Genomic DNA, 20,518 nt, shown 5'->3' with positions numbered 1-20,518 from the left:
ACGAAAACGAGACGCGCTCACGCCACCCGAAGATAGCTCGTCATGCCTGTCTTCTGGTGCTCGATGATGTGGCAATGCAGCAGCCAGTCGCCGGGATTGTCGGCGACAAATCCTAGCTGCACCTTCTCATCGGGCTGGATGAGGTAGGTGTCGGAGACGAGCGGCTGCACTGGCCTGGTCGAGGACGACAGCACCTTGAAGCTCATGCCGTGCAAATGGATCGGGTGCGCGTGCGGGGTGAGATTTTCCATGTCGATGATGTAGCTCTGGCCGAGCTTCAATTCGGCCAGCGGCGCCGTCGGGTCCGGCGTGTCGCCCGGCCACGGCACCTTGTTGATCGCCCAGAAACTGTAGCCGAGCGAACCGCAGATGCTGTCGGCCGAAACGTTTTCCGCCGTGGCGCTCAGCGCCAGCGGGATGCGCCTGGCGCTGGAAAGGTCTAGCTCCGCCACCGGATTGACTTCCAGCGGGCCGAGATCGCGCAGATCGTGCTTGAGCGATTTGCCGACCGAACGCAGTGTCGCCACGACCTTCGGCTTGGTACCACGGACGTCGCGCAGGCTGACGATCGCGCCTTCCTTGTCGGGCATGCGGATGGCTAGTTCCAGCCGCTGGCCAGACCCGAGCTGCAAGGCGTCCGGCGCAAACCGTTGCGGCACCGGATTGCCGTCGAGCGCGATGACGGTCGCCTCAGCGCCGTCGACGCGGAAGGCGTAGATGCGGGTGACGTCGGTGATGGCGGCGCGCAAGCGCACCAGCCCGCCGGCCGGCGCGTCGAATTGCGGCTGGTCGAGCCAATTGGCGGTGCGCACCGTGCCGAAAGTGCCCGCCTTGGCGGCGTCGCGCGGCCTGAACGCCTCGATGAACTGGCCATCGTCGCCGAGTCGCCAGTCGCGCAGGTTGATCACCATTTCGGCGTCGAAGGCGGGATCCTTCGGGTTCTCGATCACGATCACGCCGGTCAGGCCGTGACCCATCTGGACCAGCGTGTTGCAATGCGGGTGATACCAGAAGGTGCCGGCGTCGGGCGGGGTGAAGGCATAGTCGAAATGGTCGCCCTGATAGACATAGGGCTGGATCAGGAACGGCACGCCGTCCATCTTGTTGGGAACGCGGATGCCGTGCCAGTGAATGGTCGTCGGATCATCGATGCCGTTGATCAAGCGCGCGGCAAACGCCTCGCCTTTCCTCATTCGGATCACCGGCGGCGGACCTGCCTCGCCATAGGTCAGCACGTTCTTCGTCGGCGCGCCGTCCATCAGCCGCGCCTCGATGCTGGCGGTCTTCAGGGTCAGCGGCTCGGTCGTGGGCGCAGCGAGTCCCGTCAATCTGCCGAAGGCTGCGGCACCGGTTCCGGCGAGACCGGCGACGGCTGCGGTTTTGAGAAGAGTGCGACGGGTTAGCATGGTCATAGGGCTTTCGAATGAGAAGGCTCTTGGCGCAAATCAACATAGAGCCGATCGCTTGGGGCACCTATCGCCGATAGCATGACATCCACGAAGGCGATCTCCTTAATCCTGAACATAGAAATACAATGGCGCCGTTACGCTGGTGCCGGCCTTTTCGGGCGGGGGCGCGGGCACGGTCGCTCCTTGAAGGGCACCCAGCGCGGCCCGATCGAGATCCGGGTCGCCCGAGGAACGCGCCAGCCGGACGGAGCTCACGTTGCCGGAAGCGCCAACAACAAAAGTCACATTGACGGCACCTTCGACCCGTCTGGAACGTGCCGCGCTCGGATAGCGCGTATGTCGGCCCAACCACGATCTCAGTTGAGCATTCCACTTGGAACTGTCGCCGGACCGCGAGGCTGCCCCGGTCGATTTGGGGGCAGCCGCCTTGCCCTGCGCCTTTGCATCGATGCTGGCTGTTATGGATGCTCTCGGGGGCGCCGTTTTTTCCTTCTTCGGCCGCTCCCTCGGTTTGTCGAACGGCTTCTTCTCGACCTTCTTCTTCGCTTCGATCGGCCTGTCCGCCTTGACGTTCCTTTCGACCGGTCTCGGCTCCGGCAATGGGACGACGACGGTGGGATTGATCGCCACCAAGGGGTCCGGCACGACCTCTTCCAGCGGCTGCTGCCCGCTCAGCGCCGCCATCTTCTGGTCCGCCGGCTCGGCTTGCTCGATCTCTTCCGCTTTCTCGGTCTCGACCGGCGGCTCCGCTACGGGCTCGGGTTCCTCCACCACCGGCTCGGACGACGGGTCGGTCACGGGATGCGCCTCGACAGGCTTGTCCGTTGGCTCGACGATCGGGTCGGGTTGATCGGGTGTCAGCGTGTCCAGCATGGCGGCATCGTCGGCGCTGACCGGGACGATAGGCAGCGGCGCCAACTCCACCGCCAGCGCGGGCAGCGAACCGCCGTCCTGTGCGTCGGCGAAGCTCAAGCGCTGCAGGCCATAGCCGGCCACGACATGGACGGCCAGAATGATCGCGGCGGCGCTCGTCCACAGGCCGGCCTCGCGCGGACCGAAGCGCGGCTGGGACATGCGGGAAAGGGTGGCGGCCGTCATCGCGCCGCGCTTCCGCCCGGTGTCGGAGCAGGGCTCGCGCCGGCCGCAGGAGTTCCTGGCGCAGCCTGTCCGCCGCCGCCCGTGGCTTCGAGGCCGACCAGCGCCACCTTCAGATAGCCGGCGCTCCGCAGCAGGTTCATCACCTCCATCAGGTCGCCATAGCCGACCGTCTTGTCGGCGCGCAGGAAGATGCGCGTCTGCCTGTCGCCTTTGGTGCGGCTGTCGAGCATCCCGGCGAAGGCCGGACGCGGCACGCTGTCATTGCCGATCGCCAGCGTGAGGTCACTTTTCAGCGTGAGGAACAGCGGCGTTTCGGGGCGCGGCGCGGGCGTCGCCGTCGATCCGGGAAGGTCGACATTGACGTCGACGGTCGCGAGCGGTGCCGCGACCATGAAGATGATTAGAAGCACCAGGATGACGTCGATGAACGGTGTGACGTTGATGTCGTGGCTTTCCTCGAGATCGTCGCCGGCCGTCTCGCGAATGCGCGCCGCCATCGCCGTTACTCCGCCGCCATGGCCGTCGCCGGCGGCACCGTGCGGAAATCGAGATCGCGGCTGACCAGCCGCTCGACGCCGGCGGAGGCGTCGGCGAGGATCTGCCTGTAGCCGGCTATCGAGCGCGCGAAGACGTTGTAGACGACGACCGCCGGAATGGCCGCCACCAGGCCCATCGCGGTCGCAAGCAGCGCCTCGGCGATGCCCGGCGCCACGACGGCGAGGTTGGTGGTCTGCGCCTGCGAGATGCCGATGAAGGCGTTCATGATGCCCCAGACGGTGCCGAACAGGCCGACGAAGGGCGCGGTCGAGCCGATGGTGGCAAGCAGCCCGGTGCCGCACGACATGCGCCGCGCCGCCGCCGCCTCGATGCGCGAGAGCCTGGAAGCGACGCGTTCCTTCAGGCCGTCGCCGGAAACGTGGTCGAGCGCGCCGGCCGAGAGCGCCCGTTCTTCTTCGGCTGCCCGCACCAGCAGGGCGCCCGGACCGCCGCTGTGGCCAAGCTCGCGGCCGGCCTGCATGAGCGTCGCGGCGTTGCCGATCGCATCGGCAGCGCGGCGGGCCCTCAGCTTGCCGCCGAAGACCTCCAGCGACTTGGCAAGCCCGATCGTCCAGGTGACGAGAGACGCGAAGGCCAGCCCGACCATGACCGCCTTCACGATGATGTCGGCATTCATGAACATGCCCCAGGGCGAGAGGTCATGCGGCAGTGTCAGCGAGATGGAAGGCTCTGCGCTAACGGCTGCGTTTGGAGCCGGCTGGGCGCTCCCCGGCGCGGCCGGCGTCTCTGCCGCGGGTGTTTGCGGGGTCGTTGTGGCCGGCGCCTGCTCAACCGGCGCAGGCGCCGCCGATCGTTCCTGCGCCGCAGCGATACTTGCCGAAAGAAGGAGCGACGCTGCCAGCGCCGCTAAGAGGCCGTTTCGGGACAAGGCTCGTCCTCGCTTCATCATTGCAACGCGGCGGCCGCCGTCCACACAGACGCCAGGCAGTCACGCCGGTTGACTATGAAACATGACATCACGAGTCAACTATAAAGATGACTGTACTGCTCAACAATTTATCACGGACCCGTTGTCCCACCAGCGCATGCTGCAGGTCTGGACCGCAAGGCAGTTGCCGGGCACGATGCGCATGAGCAAGCGAGCTTTATTCATCGTGCGATTGCGGACGGAGGCTGCGGCGAAGGCACCGAACCGAAACCGCCGCGCACTTTTCCTGGAATTGCTCCAAAGCAGGCGACCGATGATCAAGGCGATACCATTCGACTTCCCTTATGACGACAGGCTGGTGCCGCAACACACCGCGCTGCTGGTTATCGATCTGCAGGAGGATTTCCTGTCTCCGACCGGCTATTTCGCCAGGAAAGGTTATGATCCGTCGCCGCTGAGAGCCATCCTGCCGGCGGTCAACCGGCTGATTGCCGCGGCGCGCGCCGCTGGCCTCGTCATCATCCACACAAGGCAAGGCTACCGCGCCGACATCGCCGACATGACGCCATACGAAAAATGGCGCCGCAAGCGAGCTGGCCTCGACGGTACCGATGTCCTGCTGCGCTCGGGTCCGGGCTTCCAGATCTCCGCGGAAGTCGACGTCGCGCCGCAGGACGTCATCATCGACAAGACCTGCAACAGCGCCTTCACCTATACGGATCTGGAGATGGTGCTGCGCGCGCGAGACATAACGCATCTGCTTTTCACCGGGTGCACGACGGATGTGTGCGTGCACACCACCTTGCGCGAGGCCTGCGACCGCAATTTCCAGTGCCTGACGATTTCGGACGCCTGCGCCAGCGGCGACCAGTATGCGCATGAAGCAGCGCTGCACATGGTGACCGTCGAGGACGGGATCTTCGGCGCGCTCGCCGACTCGCAAACCGTCATTGCGGCTTTGCGGCAGCTCGCGGGCGCCGTGCGCTGAAAGTTATTTGCGGTGTCATCGAAATTTTTCCGCCGCACCGTTCCGTTTCCGGTTCCGCCTTCGTCTTGAGGGTCGTGACAGGGGCGAGCGCCGCGACGGCCTCCGCCCGCAGGACAAACGGAGCCGAGCCATGTCGACCACAGTGACCTTGATCAACGTCTTCACCGCCAAGCCGGGCAAGCAGCAGGAACTCGCCACGACGCTCGCCGAGGGCACGCGAAACTTCTTCAGCAAGCAGCCGGGCTCGTTGTCATCATCCGTGGTCGTCGGCGGCGACGGCAGCAAGGTCGCCAACATCTCGCAATGGCGTTCGGCCGAGGATATCGCGGCCTTTCGTGCCGATCCGCGTTTCGCCGACTACATGAAGTGCATCGTCGGGCTCGCAGCTGGCGAGAGCATGATGGGTCACACGACCTATTCGCATACGGGCGGGATCGAAGACCAGGAGGTTGCGTGACCGGTTTGCACGATCAGTCCGCCGCGACGACCGAGGCCCGGCTTCGCGCCTTCGAGCGCGAGGCCGCCGGCCTGAGGGCCAAGCTGCACCGCTACGCGTCGCGCATGGTCGGATCGGTCATCGATGGCGAGGACATCGTCCAGGAGACCCTGGCCAAAGGCTTCGTGGCGATCAGGAATGGCGACATGCCCGACAGGACCGAACCCTGGCTGTTTCGCATCGCGCACAACGCGGCGCTCGATTTCCTGCGCAAGCGCGCCCGGTTACGGGGCCGCGAGAGCGAGGTCGAGCTCGACACGATCGCCGACGAGAATTCGGCGCAGGACGCTCGCATCGCCGCCGAGGCGAGCCTAGCCGAGCTGATGCAGCTGCCGCCGGCGCAAAGATGCGCGGTCGTGCTGAAGGACGTGCTCGGCCACAGCCTGGAGGAGATCGGCGAAATCCTCGACACATCCGACACGGCGATCAAGGGCGCGCTGCAGCGCGGGCGCGAAAGCTTGCGCAAGCTGGCGGCCGCGCCGCGCATGGCGCCGCCCCGTCCGGCGCTCGACCGGCAGGACATGCGCCGCTTGGGCGACTATGTGGCCGCCTTCAACGCCAGGGATTTCGATACGCTGCGCGGTCTTTTGGCCGAGGACGTCAAGCTGGAGCTGGTCAATCGCCTACGCGCCGACGGCAAGGAATTTGTCGGCAATTATTTCGGCCGCTATGGCGACGAAACGCATTGGCATTTCGCGACCGGACTTGTCGAAGGCCGGCCCGCCATCCTGGTCACCAGCCCGGAGCGTCCGGATGGACCGCCGCGCTACTTCATCCTCATCGATTGGGAGGACGGCCGGATCGCCGGCATCCGCGATTTCCTGTTCGCGGATTACGTGATGGACGGCCTGGAGTACTCCGGCGCGCCGTGACTTCAACCTATACGGTGTTCCGCAAAGGGGGATGAGGCAAACGCACCCGGTTGCGGAACCTCCGGCTCGCGGCGCGCCAGCGAGTTGGCGAGCAGCGTGATGGTTTCGCGCCCAATGCGGGCAATGTCGCCCGGACGGTCGATGCCGCTGATCATGAATTCCTCGATGCCGAGCGCCGCATAGGGCAAAAGCGCCAGAGCAAGTCGCGCCGGCGGCCCGGCGAGCTCGACCGCCTTGTGATCCGGGGTTCCGCTCCAGCCATCCGCGTGGATGCGCACCGGCAGCGCGAAGCGCAACCTGCCGGCGCGGCCATGTTCCGCCGCGGCGCCGCGCGCGCGCTCGATCAATTGCCGCACCTCGTCCGGCGAACCGGCGGCCAGCTCGAAGACATCGGCATGTTTGCCGGCGACCTTCAGCGCGGTGCCAGATTGGCCGCCGAGCCGGATGACGAGATCGGCGCCATGCGGGCCCTTGCGCGGCACGAAGCCGCCCCGGACGCTGTAGAAGGCGCCTTCATGGTCGAACGGCCTGTCGTTCGACCAGAGGCGCTTCAGCAGCACCAGATATTCGTCGATGCGCTGCCAAACCACGCTATGGCCGACCGGCCGCGCCTCGGCATCGCTGTCTTCCAGCGGCTCGCTCAGCATGCGAAGCGACAGGCGGCCGCCACCCCTGCGATCGAGCGCGGCGAGCTGCCTTGCCGCCACTGTCGGTTCGATCACGCCGGCCCAATGCGTCAGCACCACCTCCAGCGAGCCGGTGCGGTCGAGCGTCTGCGCGGCGATGTCCATATTGTTGAGCAGGCCGGCCGGATCGTCCACCACCAGCCTGCGAAAACCGGCGTCCTCGATCAGCGACAGTTTGGTCGCCGTCTCGGCGAAATCATAGAAGAAGCTGCCATTGGCAGCCTTACCGGGAACATGCGTGAACTCGATCGGCATTGCCATCTCCTCCATCACGTCGGCTTGCCCCGCTCCAAAGCCTTCGAACCAAATCCGCGGGCGCGCGACGGCGCCCCGGCGCTCGGCCAGCTTTCCACTCCGGTTACGCAACTCAGCTTGTTTGACGGCAGGTCTCGGCCCGCCTTGAAATCAGGGGATCAGCCCCAGCACCACCGCGCCGGTGAACACGAATGCAAGCGCGAAGACGAGATAGGCGAAGGTACCGCCATAGGCGGGCCTCCAGCTCTGGTCGGCGGTCAACCTTTGGCCCTTGCGGGCGGTCTGAGCGTTCTGGATATAGGACATATCGGCCTCCGTCTCAGGGCTTAATCTATAAAGTTAGTAGACTTTGTCGATTGCTATTTTTCAAGGATTTTTGGGAGAATGTTCTCATAGAGGGCGCAATCCAGGTAACTCATGCTCCTGCGGAGCGGAGCATCCAGGGAGCAGGCGGAGCATGGGCTGCCCGGCAAATGCCCGGGACCACGGGCTTTCAGCGGCAAAAGGCATCGTTCGAGCGCTTGGCCATCCCCCGCACGACGCGGTAGCATCAAAGACACCTCACCGAATCCAGGGAGACGAAAATGGGTGGAAGGCTGGCGGGCAAGGTCGCCATCATCTCGGGCGGCGCGACGGGCATGGGCGGGGCGGCCTCCGAGCTGTTCGCCGCTGAGGGCGCCAAGGTGGCGATCATCGACCGCAATGGCGAGGCGGCCGGCAAGACCGCCGCGGCGATCCGGGCGCGGGGCCATGTGGCGGAGCATTTTGTGGCCGATGTTTCCGACGAGGCGCAGGTCGAGGCGGCGGTGACGGCGGCGACGGATAGGCTCGGCCCGGTCACGGTGCTTTTCAACCACGCCGGCACAATCGTGATAAAGCCGTTCCTGGAGACGACGCTGCAGGAATGGGACTGGCTGCACGCCGTCAATGTCCGCTCGATGTTTTTGATGACGCGCGCGGTGCTGCCCGGCATGATCGCCGCCGGCGGCGGCTCGATCGTCTGCACCTCGTCGATCTCGGCGGTGGCGGCGACGCCGAACGAGGTGCTCTACGACACCACCAAGGGCGCCTGCCACATGTTCGCCCGCGCCATCGCGGTGGAGTTCCGCGACCGCAACATCCGCTGCAACGCCGTCTGCCCCGGCTTCATCCGCACGCCGCACGGACTTCGCGAAGTGGCCGATCTCGGCAAGCTCGGCGTCGACGTCTCCGATGCCGCCATGGCCGCACAGCAAGGGCGCATCGGCGAGCCGGAGGAGGTGGCGAAGGCCGCGCTGTTCCTGGCCAGCGACGAGTCGAGCTTCGTCAACGGCGCGCATCTGTTTGTCGACAACGCGTTCACGGCGATTTGAGGCTTTTCCTCGCCCCACGAAAGTGGGGAGAGGTGGCTCGGCGAAGCCGAGACGGAGAGGGGACGCCCTGCGTGAAGCCAGAACCGGCTGAGAATTTGGCGCAAACGCGGCGCAGAAAGAGCAACCATTCGACCGTCGGCGCAGCGCCCTCTCCGGCCGCTTCGCGGCCACCTCTCCCCCGCTTTGCGGGGGCGAGGAAATCCGAGCCTACCGCTCTTCCCTTCTGAACGGTTTCAGTAGCGCCGAGGGCGCCACCGCATTGCGCGACATGAAGGCCATGGCGACGATGGTGAAGATGAAGGGCAGCATCAGGAAGGTTTCGTAAGGGATGTGGCCGAGGCCGCTCGCCTGCATCCGGAGCTGCAGCGCGTCGACGAAGGCGAAGAGCAGCGCGGCACCCGCCGAGCGCCAGGGGTCCCAGCGTCCGAACACGACCAGCGCGATCGCCACCCAGCCACGGCCCGAGACAACGCCGAAGGTGAAGGCGTTGAATTGCGCCATGGTGAGGAAAGCGCCGGCAAGACCCATCAGCGCGCCGCCCAGGATCACCGCCTGGAAGCGCGTGGCAATCACGCTGACGCCGGCGGAATCCGCCGCGCGCGGGTTTTCTCCGACCATGCGCACCGACAGCCCCCATGGCGTGCGGTAGAGCACGAAGGCGGCGAGCGGGACGGCGATGATCGCCATATAGACCAGCGTGAACTGGTTGAACACGGCCGGCCCCAGGATCGGGATGTCCGAGAGCAGCGGGATGGGCATGGGCTTGAAGCCGTCGATGCTGGGCGGCACCGATTGCTGGCCGAAGATCAGCCGGTAGAGGAAATAGGCAAGGCCGGAGGAAAACAAGGTCACGCCGATGCCGCAGACATGCTGGCTGAGCCCCAGCGCGACCGTGAACAGCGCATGCAGCGCGCCCATCAGCGCGCCGGTGAGCACGGCCACCAGCACGCCAAGCCACAGGCTGCCGCTCAGGCTGGCGGCGGTGAAGCCGGCCATGGCACAGAGCAGCATGATGCCCTCGATGCCGAGATTGAGCACGCCGGCGCGCTCGGAAAACATTTCGCCGAGCGTCGCGAAGGCCAGAGGCGTGGCAATGCGGATGATGGCGGCGAGGAAGCCGACCTGGAAGATCTGCTCGAACACCGCGCTCATGTCTGCGCTCCCACGCGGCGGATGCGATAGGCGGTGAAGAGCAGCGCCACCAGCATGGCAAGCAGCGCCGTGCCCTGGATGACGTCGCTGAGGAAAGCCGGCACGCCGGTCGCGCGCGACATCGCCTCGGCGCCGGTCATGACGGCGGCGAGGAAGATCGCCGCCGGCACCACGCCGAGCGGGTTGAGCCTGGCGAGCATCGCGACGACGATGCCGGAATAGCCATAACCCGGCGAGATGTCGCTCATCACCTGGAAGTGCACGCCGCCGACCTCGCCGACGCCGGCCAAGCCCGCCAGCGCGCCGGAGAGCAGGGCTGTCGAGAGCAGCACGCGCTGCACGTTGATGCCGCCATAGCGGGCGGCTTCCGGATTTTCCCCGGTGACGCGGATGCGGAAGCCGAGCGTGGTGCGCGCGATCAGGAACCAGCAAAGGGGTGCTGCGATCAGCGCCACGACGACGCCGAGATGGAGGCGGGTGCCTTCGATCAGCACCGGGAAGTTGGCGGAATCCTCGATCGGCGGCGAGATCGGGTAGCCGGAAAAGGTGTCCTTCCACGGCCCTTCGATCAGCGCCATCAGCGCGTAATAGATGACCGAGTTGAGCAGCAGCGAGCTGACTACGTCGTCGACCTTGAACTTGACGCGCAATGTCGCCGGCACCAGCGCGACGAGCGCGCCGGCGGCGGCGCCCGCCAGCCCCATCAGAAGCATGGCGAGATAGCCCGGCATGGGGATCGCGCCGACGAAGCAGCTCGCCACCGCGCCGGCGAGCAACTGGCCTTCGGCGCCGATGTTCCAGAATTTGGCGCGGAAGGCGATCGCCACGGCAAGACCGGTGAAGATCATGGGTGCCGCGCGCACCAGCGTCTCGGTGATGGCGTAGCTGTCGCCGAGCGAGGCCGACAGCATCACGCCATAGGCCTCGTTCACGCCGGCGCCGGCCACGGCAATGAGCCCACTGCAGAGCACCAGCGTGACGCCGATGGCGATGAGCGGGAGGGCCAGGTTGAACCAGGCCGGTGTCGACGTGCGGGCTTCGAGGCGAAACATCAGGCCGCCTCCTCGCGGTGTCCTGCGCCGGTCATCATCAGGCCGAGCCTTGCGACGGTGGCGTCCGCGCTGGGAAGCGTGCCGGCGATGCGGCCCTCATACATCACCGCGATGCGGTCCGAGAGCATCAGCAATTCCTCGAGATCCTCACCGACGACAATGATGCCGCAGCCTTTCGCCCGCATGGCGAGGAATTTCTCGTGGATGAAGCGGGCGGCGCCGATGTCGAGGCCGCGCGTCGGCTGCGAGACGATCAGCACTTTTGGGTCGAAGGCGAGTTCCCGCGCCAAAAGCGCCTTCTGCAGATTGCCGCCGGACAGCGCGCCGGCGCGGACCATCGGGCCAGGACAGCGTATGTCGTAAGCCTTGATCTGCGCTTCGGCGAAGGCGCGGATCGCTGCCGAGTGGAGCAACCCGTTGCGGCTGAAGGCCTCGGTGCCGATGCGCGGCAGCACCATGGAATCGGCCAAAGGCAGGTCGGTCACCAGGCCGGTCGTCATCCGGTCTTCCGGAATGCGGCCGAGGCCAAGCGCCTGCAGCTCGCGCGGCGAGAATTGCGTGACTGTTTTGCCGGCTATCGTCATGGTGCCGGCCCTGGGTTGCAGCATGCCGGAAATGACGTCGGCCAGCGCCCGCTGGCCGTTGCCGGAGACGCCGGCGATGCCGAGAATCTCGCCCGCGCGGACGAAAAGCGAGACATCGCGCAACGGGGTGCCGGCGTGACCCGAAGTGGATATGCCATCCAGCGTCAGCACCGAAGCGCCTGGCGTCGAAGCCTCCCTGACCGGCGGCACGATTTCGTGGCCGCACATCAGCTTCGCCATTTCCGCCGATGTGGTGCTTGCCGGGTGGTCGACGCGGCCGGCGACCTTGCCGTGGCGCAGCACGACGCAGCGATGGGTGAGCGCCCTGACCTCGTTGAGCTTGTGTGAGATGAAGATGATGCCTAGCCCTTGCGCCGCCATCGAGCGCAGGGCGGCGAACAGGCCGTCTACTTCGCTTGGCGCCAGCACTGCCGTCGGCTCGTCGAGGAGCAGAAGCTTCGCGCCGCGAAACAGCGCCTTGATGATCTCCAGCCGCTGCTGCTCGCCGACCGACAGAGCCGACACCGGCAGGTTCGGGTCGAGGCTCAGCCCATACTGCCGGCTGATCTCGGTGAGCCGGGCAAGCCCGCGCGCGCGGTCGATGCGGCCGGACTTGCCGGGAATGCCGATCAGCAGGTTTTCCAGCACCGTGAGGCGCGGGGCGAGGTGAAAATGCTGGTGCACCATGCCGATGCCGGCGGCCAATGCATCGGCGGAATTGTGGATGGCGACCGGCCTGCCTTCGACCAGGATGTCGCCGGCATCCGGCGCATAGGCGCCGAACAGCACATTCATCAGCGTCGTCTTGCCGGCACCATTCTCGCCCAGCAGGCCGAGGATCTCGCCGGGCGCCACGCTGAGGTCGACGGCCTCATTCGCCTTGACGGCGCCGAAGCTCTTGGTGATGCCGCGCATTTCGATGAGTGGGGCGGACAAGGGTGCTCCCTGGATTTGTGATCCGGCTAACCGCCGAGGGCAGCGCGAGGCCCCCCTCTCTGGCCTGCCGGCCATCCCCCCCTCAAGGGGGGAGATCAGATGTCACGCCGCCCTTCGCCACCTTCCAACGTTGAAAAGATCGAGCGTTGAAAGATCGAGCGCCGTCAACGGAACTGCCAATCTCCCCCCTTGAGGGGGAGATGTCCGGCAGGACAGAGAGGGGGGGCCTCGCGCCACCCCTCAACAATGCATCAATCCGAAACCGGCGTGTTCTCGTCGACGTCGACGCGGAAATTGCCTTCGAGGATCTCGGCCTTCTTCTTCTCGACCAAGTCCTTGACTTCCGCAGGCAGCGTCTTGTCGAACTTGTGGTAGGGCGCGAGATACGAGCCGCCCTTGGCCATGCGCGAGAAGTCGCCATAGTCCTGCGCGGTGAAGACGCCGGCCTTGACCAGCTTGATCGCCTGCTCGACCGTCGGATACATGTCCCAGACCGGGCCGGTGATGACCGTATCCGGGCCGAGGCTCGCCTGGTCTGACATGTTGGAGATGGCAAGGATCTTCTTCTCGACCGCCGCCTCGATGACGCCGAAGCGCTCGGCATAGATGACGTCGACGCCGGCATCGATCTGCGCCACCGCGGCTTCCTTGGCCTTGGGCGGATCGAAGAAGGAGCCAATGAAGGCGACCTTCTTCTTGACGTTCGGATTGACCTCCTTGGCGCCGGCAAAGAAGGCGTTGACCAACCGGTTCACTTCCGGAATGCCCATCGCCGCGACCGCGCCGACCGTGCCCGATTTCGACATCTTTCCGGCGATCATGCCGGAGAGATAGGCCGGTTCATGGATCCAGTTGTCGAAGACGCCGAAATTCGGCTCGGCCGGGCCAGCGCCGGAGCCGAACAGGAAGGCCGTCTTGGGGAACTGCTTGGCGGTCTTTCGCGATTCGCGCTCGGCGGCGAAGGCGTCGCCCAGCACCAGCTGGTAGCCGCCTTGCGCATATTCGCGCATGACGCGGCTGAAGTCGGCGGTCTGCACCTTTTCCGACCATTTGTATTCGATGCCCAGTTCCTTCTCGGCTTTCTGCAGCGCGACATGGATCTGGTTGTCCCACGGCTCCTCGATCGGCGTGGCGAAGATCGCCGCCACCTTCAGCTTCTTGTCCTTGGCGAAGGCCGCGCCGGGCAGCACGGTGGCCGCGAGGCCGAGCGCGCCAAGCTCCAGCAGGTTGCGCCGCGACAGGCCGGCGCGTTGCGTTTTGCTACGGTCGTTTTCCATTGAAGTGCCCCTCTGTTCGACAGCCGTGTCGAGCCGGCCGTTCCAAAAATGTCAGACGCTGAGGACTATGGAACGGCGTCTGAGTTTTGTCCACATGGTCAAATTTGGCTTGTCGCTACCGTGTTCGTCATCCACGGGCGGAGCAAGGAGCGAAGCGACGCGCGCAGACCCGAGGATCCATGCCGTGACCTCGACGCTCCTCAACGGTGCAGAACCAGCAACGGCTGCGCCAATGCCTGTTCTGCACCGTGGCATTCTTCGCTTGAAGTTACGGCATGGATTCCAGGGTCTACGCTTCGCTTCGCCCTGGAATGACGAAGTTACGGGGCACCGCCCGCGCCTTCCCAAGCTCCAGTCTCCGCAAACCGCCTCAACGCCGGCGCCGGCTCGAAAATCGCCCGTCCGGTCCGCCGGTGCCAATACTCCAGCCGCTCGACGATCTTGCCCGCGCCCGCAAGCCCGGCCCAGAACATCGGTCCGCCCTTGCCGATGGGAAAGCCGTAGCCGTTGACCCAGACGACATCGATGTCGGAAGCCCGCGCGGCGATGCCCTCAGCGAGGATCTTCGCGCCTTCGTTGACCAACGGATAGAGCGTGCGCTCGATGATTTCCTCCGCGCCGATCTCACGCCGGGCGATTCCGAGTTCCGCCGCCTTAGCGCGGATCAGCGCCTCGACTTCCGGGTCGGCGATCGGCTCTCTCGCGCCGCTCTCATAGCGGTACCACCCACTTCCGGTCTTCTGGCCGAAATGACCCTGTTCGCACAGTTTGTCGGCGATCAGGGCTGTCTGGCCGCGCGCCTTGCGGTTGCGCCAGCCGATGTCGAGGCCGGCGAGGTCGCCCATCTGGAACGGTCCCATCGGCCAGCCGAAATCGGTAAACGCCTTGTCGACCTGGGCAGGAGTGGCACCTTCAAGCAAGAGCGCCTCGTTTTCGGCGCCCCGCGCGGAGAGCATCCGGTTGCCAACAAAACCGTGGCAGACGCCGACGACGACCGCCACCTTGCCGATGCGCCGGGCGAGATCGGTGACCGTCGCCAGCACCTCCGGCGCGGTCTTTTCGGCGCGCACGATTTCCAGGAGCTTCATGACGTTTGCCGGCGAAAAGAAATGCATGCCGAGCACGTCTTGCGGCCGCGAGGTCGAGGCGGCGATTTCGTTCACGTCGAGATAGGAGGTGTTGGTGGCGAGGATGGCGCCGGGCCTGGCGACTGCGTCGAGCCTACCGAAGACGTCCTTCTTCACCGCCATATCCTCGAACACGGCCTCGATGATAAGGTCGCAACCGGCAAGGTCGGCATAGTCGGTGCTGCCCTTGAACAGTTCGAGGCGCTTCCGCCTGGCCTCCTCCGTCAACGAACCGCGGCTAACGGAGACCGCATAGTTCTTTTCGATTGTCGCCAGCCCGCGCCGCAGCGCTTCCTCGCTGGTCTCGAGCAACGTCACCGGAAGGCCGCCATTGGCGAAGGCCATGGCGATGCCGCCACCCATCGTGCCGGCGCCGATGATGCCGACCCGGGCGATTTGGCGCTTCTGCAGGTCCTTGCCAGGAATTTTTGCCGCCTCGCGCTCGGCGAAGAACAGATGCCGCTGCGCCCGCGACTGGTCGCCCGAAACGAGTTTCAGGAAAAGCTGCCGCTCGGCGGCCAGCGCCTCGTCGAAGGGCAAGGTGATAGCGTTGCGCACGGCTTCGGCGCAGGCAAGCGGCGCTTCCAGTCCGCGCACCTTTTTGGCCAGATCGGCCGCCTGGGCGTCGAAGGCGGCGAGATCCGTTCCGGCAAGGCGGTCATTGCGGTCGCGCACCGGCACGAACGGCCCGCCTCGGTCGGCCATTTCGCTGGCGAAACGAACTGCCTCCACTAAGAGGTCACTGTCGACAACATCGTCGACAAGACCGGCCGCCTTCGCCTCGCCGGCCGAGATCGGCGTGCCGGAAACGATCATGGCGAGCGCCTTCGCGGCGCTGACCAAGCGTGGCAAGCGCACCGTGCCACCGCCGCCCGGCAAGAGGCCGAGCTTAACTTCCGGCAGGCCGAGCTTGGCGCTCTTTTCCGCGACGCGAAAATGGCAGCCCAATGCCAGCTCCAGCCCACCACCCAGCGCCGTGCCGTGAATGGCGGCGACCGTCGGCTTGGCGATGGTTTCAAGCAAAGCGATAATGGCTCGCAGTTCCGGCTGCTCTACAGGCTTGCCGAATTCGGTGATGTCGGCGCCGGCCACGAAAGTCCGCCCGGCGCAGGCGATAACGATCGCTCTGGCGGCGGGATCGTCGCGCAAAGCGGTGAGCGCCTCGTAAAGCGGCTTGCGGACATGAAAGCTCAGCGCGTTGACTGGCGGGTTGTCGATGGTGACCACCGCCACGCCGTTGTCGTTCGCGACGCTGACAGAACTGGACAAGCGGACCTCCCGAAAACCTGCGACCGCGCAAGGGTTTACTAGCCACGCCGGCGAATGGGAACCCAATCCGGTGTTGGCCCAATGATTGGCCGCCTGTCAGTTATCCACCCGGCCGAAGGGAGGCACGTCGCCGATCACTTCGCGCTTGTCCTTGCCGCAGACGAAGGTCTTGGCTTTCTCATCTGCCAGCTTGCGCGCCTGATCGTTGGCCTGTGGGTTGCCGGTGGCCAAAACCAGGCCGACGGTGCAGCCCTGATGCTCTTCCGGTTGCGCGACCTTGGCGACAACCAGCACATCGGTCGATTTCTTGTCGTCCTCGGGATTGCTGACGGAGCGGCGATGGATGGCGGCGAAGGGGATTGCGATGTCGCCATTGGTCTCGATGCGCCATTCCACTTTCGGGCCGGATCCGTTGAAGGCGGTGAAGCTCTCCCAGATCGCGGTCATGTCGTCCGACGGAAAGCCGTAATAGACGGATTCGCGAGCGTCGTCGTAGCCGATAAGCACCGGGTAGCCGCGATAGCCGGAGCAGACGAGGTCCGCCCAGTCGCCGTCGCCTTCCGCGGCCTGCGCATAGGTCACGCAGTCCTTCTTCGAGTCGAGATCGGTGTAGGCGCTGGAGATTTCGCCGGCCTGGGCCGCCTGGCAGAAACCGGCGAGGGCAAACGGGATCAGAAGGGCACGCATCGCGGGCAACTCCGTTTCGAGTTGCCGGAAGCGTAACGCCGCTCGCTATTTCTTCAAGCTGGCTTCGATCAAGAGGTCGGCGTTGCGGGCGACCGCCGCCGCCGGTCCGCCACGGCCGAAAAGCTGGCCGCTGATATAGGCGCCCTCGATGAGGAGCAGCAGGCCGTCGCCCAGCGTGTCGGAATCGCTGGCGCCCATCGCGGCGGCCATGGCGCGCAGGCGCCGGCGCAATTCCTGCTTGTTGTTCTCGCTGACGATGCGCGCGGGATGCCCGCGCTCGGGATATTCCACAGCGGCGTTGGTCATGCCGCAACCGCGGTAATCCGGCTTCTGCGTGCGTTTGCCGACACGGGTCAGGAAGGCGACGATCTGCGCGCGCGGATTGCCCGGATGCGCGTCGACAGCCTCGTCGAAGCGTTCCCAGAATTCCAGGTCGTATTTGCGCAGATAGGAGGCGGCGAGCTCATCCTTGGACGGGAAGCTGCGGTAGAGGCTGGGCTTGGTGACGCCGGCGCGCCTGACGATCTCGTCGACGCCGATCGCCCTGATGCCCTCGCGATAAAAAAGGTCGCGCGCCACGTCGAGGATCTTGTCCGCCGCCCTTGGAGCCGGGGTCTCGCTGATCGACGTTTCAATTTTTTTGTCCGACGGCATGCAAACAACTCGCTTGACAATGTTACTGACCGGTACGTATGTATGGCGCGATCCCATTGCAACGTACCGGTCAGTAACATGATAGCTCAATCCCGTCCGTTTGGCCAGCGCTACGCCTTCGTCGTCGTCGCCGTCATTTTTCTCTGCCTGCTGATCGCCGCCGGGCTGCGCTCCGCGCCCTCCGTCATGATGCTGCCGCTGGAAGAGAGCTTCGGCTGGCGTCGCGACGTCGTCTCGCTCGCTGCCGCGATCGGTATCTTCCTGTATGGCCTGACGGGCCCGTTTGCCGCAGCGCTGATGGAGCGGATCGGTCTGCGCCGCACCTTGCTTGCGTCACTGCTGGTGATGTCGGGTTCGACCGCGCTCAGCCTGCTGATGACCAAGCCGTGGCATCTGCTGATCACGTGGGGTGTGTTTTCCGGCATTGGCTCGGGCGCCGTCGCAACCGTGCTCGGCGCGACCATCGTCAACCGCTGGTTCAAGACCAATCGCGGGCTCGTGATGGGGCTGATGTCGGCCTCCAGCGCAACCGGTCTGCTGGTGTTCCTACCGCTGCTCGCTTCGCTCGCTCAAGCGGGCGGCTGGAAGCCTGTCGCCATCGCTATCGCGATCGCCACCGCCGCGTTGATCCCGCTGGTGTATTTGATGGTGCCGGAGCGTCCGGCCTCGATCGGCCAGGTGCGCTACGGCGCCGATGCCGACGACGTGCCGCCGGTGTCGCCGGCATCGCAGGGCAATTTCCTGGCGCATACGCTCTCCACGCTGCGCCGCGCCGCCGGCACCAGGGTGTTCTGGTACCTGTTCGCCACTTTCTTCATCTGCGGCTTCACCACCAACGGTCTCGTCGGCACGCATCTCATCGCGTTTTGCGGCGACATGGGCATTCCCGAAGTCCAGGCGGCCGGTCTGCTGTCGCTGATGGGCATCTTCGACCTGATCGGCACGACGTTGTCCGGCTGGCTCACCGACCGCTTCGATCCGCGCAAGCTGCTCGGCGTCTACTATGCCATCCGTGGCCTGTCGCTGATCTACCTGCCCTATTCCGGCTTTTCGGGAATCAGCCTGATCATCTTTGCCGTGCTCTACGGACTGGACTGGATCGCCACCGTGCCGCCGACGCTCAGGCTTGCCAACGAGGCCTTCGGTGACCGCAGCGGGCCGATCGTGTTCGGCTGGATCGTCGCCGGCCACCAGGTAGGCGCCGCGGCGGCCGCTGCCTTTGGCGGAACGATGCGCGAGCTGCAGGGCAATTATGAGCTCGCCTTCCTCATCGCCGGCATGACGGGCATCGCGGCGGCCTGTATTTCGCTGTTGATCAACACGACCAAGCCGGCGTTCGAGCCGGAGCCGCAGATGGTCTGAGCTGCCAATCTCCCCCACAAGGGGGGAGATCAGCAGTTCCGCTGTGCACCTGTTATCAAAACTTCATGGTTCCGAGACACGCCTGAAACATTGAGGCGAGAGCTTGGCGGTCCCGTTCAATGCCATCCGGAGACAGCCATGAACAAGCTTTCCTTCACCCGCCGCGCTTTCGTCACCTCGGCCAGCGCCTTCGGCCTTGTCGGCGCCTCCGGTCTGGCGCTGCCCTATTATTCCCGCGCCAGCCAGCGGCCGGCCTTCACCCATGGCGTGCAGTCCGGGGATGTCGACGCCACCTCCGGCATGGTGTGGACGCGTACCGACCGGCCGGCGCGCGTGATGTATGAAGTGTCGACCACCGAAAGTTTTGCAAACGCCACAAGGCTGGCTGCGCTCGATACCTCGCCGGCCAGCGACTACACGGCGAAGCGGCTGCTCACCGATCTCGCCTCCGACCAGGACATCTTCTACCGCATGGTCGCGGCCGATCTTTCCGACATCAATGCCGTCTCCGAGCCGATCGTCGGGCGTTTCCGCACCGCGCCGTCGTCGAAGCGCGACGTGCGCTTCGCCTGGTCGGGCGACACCGCCGGCCAGGGCTGGGGCATCGACGAGACCGGCATGAAGACCTATTCGACCATCGCCAAGCACACGCCGGACTTCTTCCTGCATTCCGGCGACACGATCTATGCTGACGGCGCCTTGAAGGACGAGGTCGACCTGCCTGGCGGCGGCAAGTGGAAGAACGTCGTCATGCTCGACGGCAAGCGCAAGGTCGCCGAGACTCTGGACGAGTATCGCGACCAGTGGAAATACAACATGATGGACAAGCATGTGCTTGCCCTCTCCGCCATCTGCCCGACCTTCTACCAGTGGGACGACCACGAGGTGCTGAACAACTGGTCGGACTCGAAGGACCTCAGCAAGGACGACCGCTACAAGGAAAAGTCCATCCATGTGCTGGCGGCCAGGGCCGCGCGCGCCTTCCATGAGATGACCACCATCCGCTACGAGCCGTCGGAGCCGGGCCGTGTCTACCGCAAGATCTCGCATGGGCCGCTGCTCGACGTGTTCTTCCTCGACATGCGCTCCTATCGCGGCCCGAACGGCGCCAACCTGGATGAAACGCTGACGCCGAGGTCGCGCATGATCGGCGAAGAGCAGTCGAAGTGGCTGAAGCGGGAGCTGGCGAACTCCAAGGCGACCTGGAAGATCATCGCCGCCGACATGCCGCTCAGCCTCGTCGTATGGGACGATGCGGCGAAGAAGGTCGGCTTCGAGGCCGTCAGCAACAACGACAACGGCAAGCCGAAGGGGCGCGAGCTCGAATTCGCCGATGTGCTGCGCTTCATCAAGACTGCCGGCATCACCAACACGGTGTGGCTCACCGCCGACGTGCACTACACGGCGGCGCATTACTACAACCCCGACAAGGCGCAGTTCCAGGATTTCAACCCGTTCTGGGAATTCGTCTCCGGCCCGATCCATGCCGGCACGTTCGGCCCGAACGACCTCGACATGACCTTCGGGCCGGAGCTGAAGTTCATCAAGGCGCCGACCGCCGAGCAGGGCCAGAACCTGCCGCCGTCGGCAGGCCTGCAGTTTTTCGGGCTGGTCGATATTTCGGGTGCCACGGAACAGCTGACGGTGCGGCTGATGGATCGCGACGATAATGAGCTTTACAAGGTGACGCTGGATCCGGTGCGATCGGCTTAGGCTGCGTTAATATTCAGGTGACGCCGGCCTCCGAACGCTGGTTTCCTGCGCTTCCGGTGCTCACGTACTTCGAGTACGCTCCGCTCCGGTTCTCGGCAACCAGCGTTCTCGGCTCGGCCTGAC

At 65.3% G+C, this 20,518-nt stretch carries 19 protein-coding genes; 6 read left to right on the top strand and 13 right to left on the bottom strand.

Going from position 1 to position 20,518, the window contains the following annotated elements; all coding sequences use genetic code 11:
• Positions 1-17: 17 nt before the first annotated feature.
• The 4 genes from EN852_RS19295 to exbB all read right to left on the bottom strand — a co-directional run bounded on the left by EN852_RS19295 (position 18) and on the right by exbB (position 3,933).
• Complete coding sequence (locus EN852_RS19295) at positions 18-1,412, bottom strand: multicopper oxidase family protein (protein WP_127876475.1); 1,395 nt, start codon at positions 1,410-1,412, stop codon at positions 18-20.
• A gap of 99 nt (positions 1,413-1,511) precedes the next feature.
• A complete protein-coding gene (locus tag EN852_RS19290; RefSeq protein ID WP_127876474.1) occupies positions 1,512-2,507 on the bottom strand; it encodes an energy transducer TonB in 996 nt (331 codons plus the stop codon).
• The gene (exbD, locus tag EN852_RS19285) at positions 2,504-3,004 is read right to left on the bottom strand and encodes a TonB system transport protein ExbD (protein WP_127876473.1); all 501 of its coding nucleotides are present in this window, start codon (positions 3,002-3,004) and stop codon (positions 2,504-2,506) included. The genes EN852_RS19290 and exbD overlap by 4 nt, the downstream gene beginning before the upstream one ends.
• Before the next feature lie 5 nt (positions 3,005-3,009).
• Entirely contained in the window at positions 3,010-3,933 is a 924-nt protein-coding gene (exbB, locus tag EN852_RS19280) for a tonB-system energizer ExbB (RefSeq protein WP_127876472.1), read from the bottom strand.
• A gap of 313 nt (positions 3,934-4,246) precedes the next feature.
• Between exbB and EN852_RS19275 the strand changes: the two genes are divergently transcribed.
• The 3 genes from EN852_RS19275 (at position 4,247) to EN852_RS19265 (ending at position 6,289) form a co-directional block, all read left to right on the top strand.
• The gene (locus EN852_RS19275; RefSeq protein ID WP_127876471.1) at positions 4,247-4,921 is read left to right on the top strand and encodes an isochorismatase family cysteine hydrolase; all 675 of its coding nucleotides are present in this window, start codon (positions 4,247-4,249) and stop codon (positions 4,919-4,921) included.
• Positions 4,922-5,051: 130 nt separating this feature from the next.
• Positions 5,052-5,378, top strand: a complete 327-nt coding sequence (locus tag EN852_RS42415; protein ID WP_127865923.1) for an antibiotic biosynthesis monooxygenase — start codon at positions 5,052-5,054, stop codon at positions 5,376-5,378.
• A complete protein-coding gene (locus EN852_RS19265; protein WP_348643452.1) occupies positions 5,375-6,289 on the top strand; it encodes a sigma-70 family RNA polymerase sigma factor in 915 nt (304 codons plus the stop codon). The genes EN852_RS42415 and EN852_RS19265 overlap by 4 nt, the downstream gene beginning before the upstream one ends.
• 2 nt (positions 6,290-6,291) lie before the next feature.
• Here the strand turns inward: EN852_RS19265 and EN852_RS19260 are convergent, their stop codons facing one another.
• Entirely contained in the window at positions 6,292-7,230 is a 939-nt protein-coding gene (locus EN852_RS19260; protein ID WP_127876469.1) for an LLM class flavin-dependent oxidoreductase, read from the bottom strand.
• Positions 7,231-7,380: 150 nt separating this feature from the next.
• Positions 7,381-7,536, bottom strand: a complete 156-nt coding sequence (locus EN852_RS19255; protein ID WP_095816548.1) for a hypothetical protein — start codon at positions 7,534-7,536, stop codon at positions 7,381-7,383.
• A 278-nt stretch (positions 7,537-7,814) separates the two neighbouring features.
• On the opposite strand from EN852_RS19255, the gene EN852_RS19250 reads away from it, so the two are divergent.
• On the top strand, positions 7,815-8,582 hold the full coding sequence (locus tag EN852_RS19250) for an SDR family oxidoreductase (protein WP_127876468.1): 768 nt from the start codon (positions 7,815-7,817) through the stop codon (positions 8,580-8,582).
• Positions 8,583-8,789: 207 nt separating this feature from the next.
• Here EN852_RS19250 and EN852_RS19245 read toward each other — a convergent pair whose 3' ends face one another.
• The 7 genes from EN852_RS19245 to EN852_RS19210 form a co-directional block, all read right to left on the bottom strand.
• Positions 8,790-9,734: an ABC transporter permease gene (locus EN852_RS19245; protein ID WP_127876467.1), complete on the bottom strand. Its 945-nt coding sequence runs from the start codon at positions 9,732-9,734 to the stop codon at positions 8,790-8,792.
• Positions 9,731-10,786: an ABC transporter permease gene (locus tag EN852_RS19240; RefSeq protein ID WP_127876466.1), complete on the bottom strand. Its 1,056-nt coding sequence runs from the start codon at positions 10,784-10,786 to the stop codon at positions 9,731-9,733. The genes EN852_RS19245 and EN852_RS19240 overlap by 4 nt, the downstream gene beginning before the upstream one ends.
• Positions 10,786-12,306 (bottom strand): ABC transporter ATP-binding protein, encoded by a 1,521-nt coding sequence (locus tag EN852_RS19235; protein WP_127876465.1) that lies wholly within the window; start codon positions 12,304-12,306, stop codon positions 10,786-10,788. The genes EN852_RS19240 and EN852_RS19235 overlap by 1 nt, the downstream gene beginning before the upstream one ends.
• A 251-nt stretch (positions 12,307-12,557) precedes the next feature.
• Entirely contained in the window at positions 12,558-13,583 is a 1,026-nt protein-coding gene (locus tag EN852_RS19225) for a BMP family protein (RefSeq protein WP_127876464.1), read from the bottom strand.
• A 320-nt stretch (positions 13,584-13,903) separates the two neighbouring features.
• Entirely contained in the window at positions 13,904-15,979 is a 2,076-nt protein-coding gene (locus EN852_RS19220; protein ID WP_127876463.1) for a 3-hydroxyacyl-CoA dehydrogenase NAD-binding domain-containing protein, read from the bottom strand.
• 96 nt (positions 15,980-16,075) lie between these two features.
• Positions 16,076-16,666: a hypothetical protein gene (locus EN852_RS19215; RefSeq protein WP_127876462.1), complete on the bottom strand. Its 591-nt coding sequence runs from the start codon at positions 16,664-16,666 to the stop codon at positions 16,076-16,078.
• Positions 16,667-16,711: 45 nt separating this feature from the next.
• Positions 16,712-17,320, bottom strand: a complete 609-nt coding sequence (locus tag EN852_RS19210; RefSeq protein ID WP_127876461.1) for a TetR/AcrR family transcriptional regulator — start codon at positions 17,318-17,320, stop codon at positions 16,712-16,714.
• 78 nt (positions 17,321-17,398) lie between these two features.
• Here EN852_RS19210 and EN852_RS19205 point away from each other — a divergent pair, with 78 nt between their 5' ends.
• Positions 17,399-18,682, top strand: coding sequence for an MFS transporter (locus tag EN852_RS19205; protein ID WP_127876460.1), 1,284 nt, complete (start codon positions 17,399-17,401; stop codon positions 18,680-18,682).
• A 138-nt stretch (positions 18,683-18,820) separates the two neighbouring features.
• Positions 18,821-20,395 carry an alkaline phosphatase gene (locus tag EN852_RS19200; protein WP_127876459.1) on the top strand — a complete coding sequence of 525 codons (1,575 nt, stop codon included), beginning with the start codon at positions 18,821-18,823 and terminating at the stop codon, positions 20,393-20,395.
• Positions 20,396-20,518 lie beyond the last annotated feature (123 nt).

This window comes from Mesorhizobium sp. M2E.F.Ca.ET.209.01.1.1 (genome assembly GCF_004010375.2).
Classification (GTDB): domain Bacteria; phylum Pseudomonadota; class Alphaproteobacteria; order Rhizobiales; family Rhizobiaceae; genus Mesorhizobium.
This window is presented reverse-complemented; position numbering and strand designations above follow the sequence as displayed.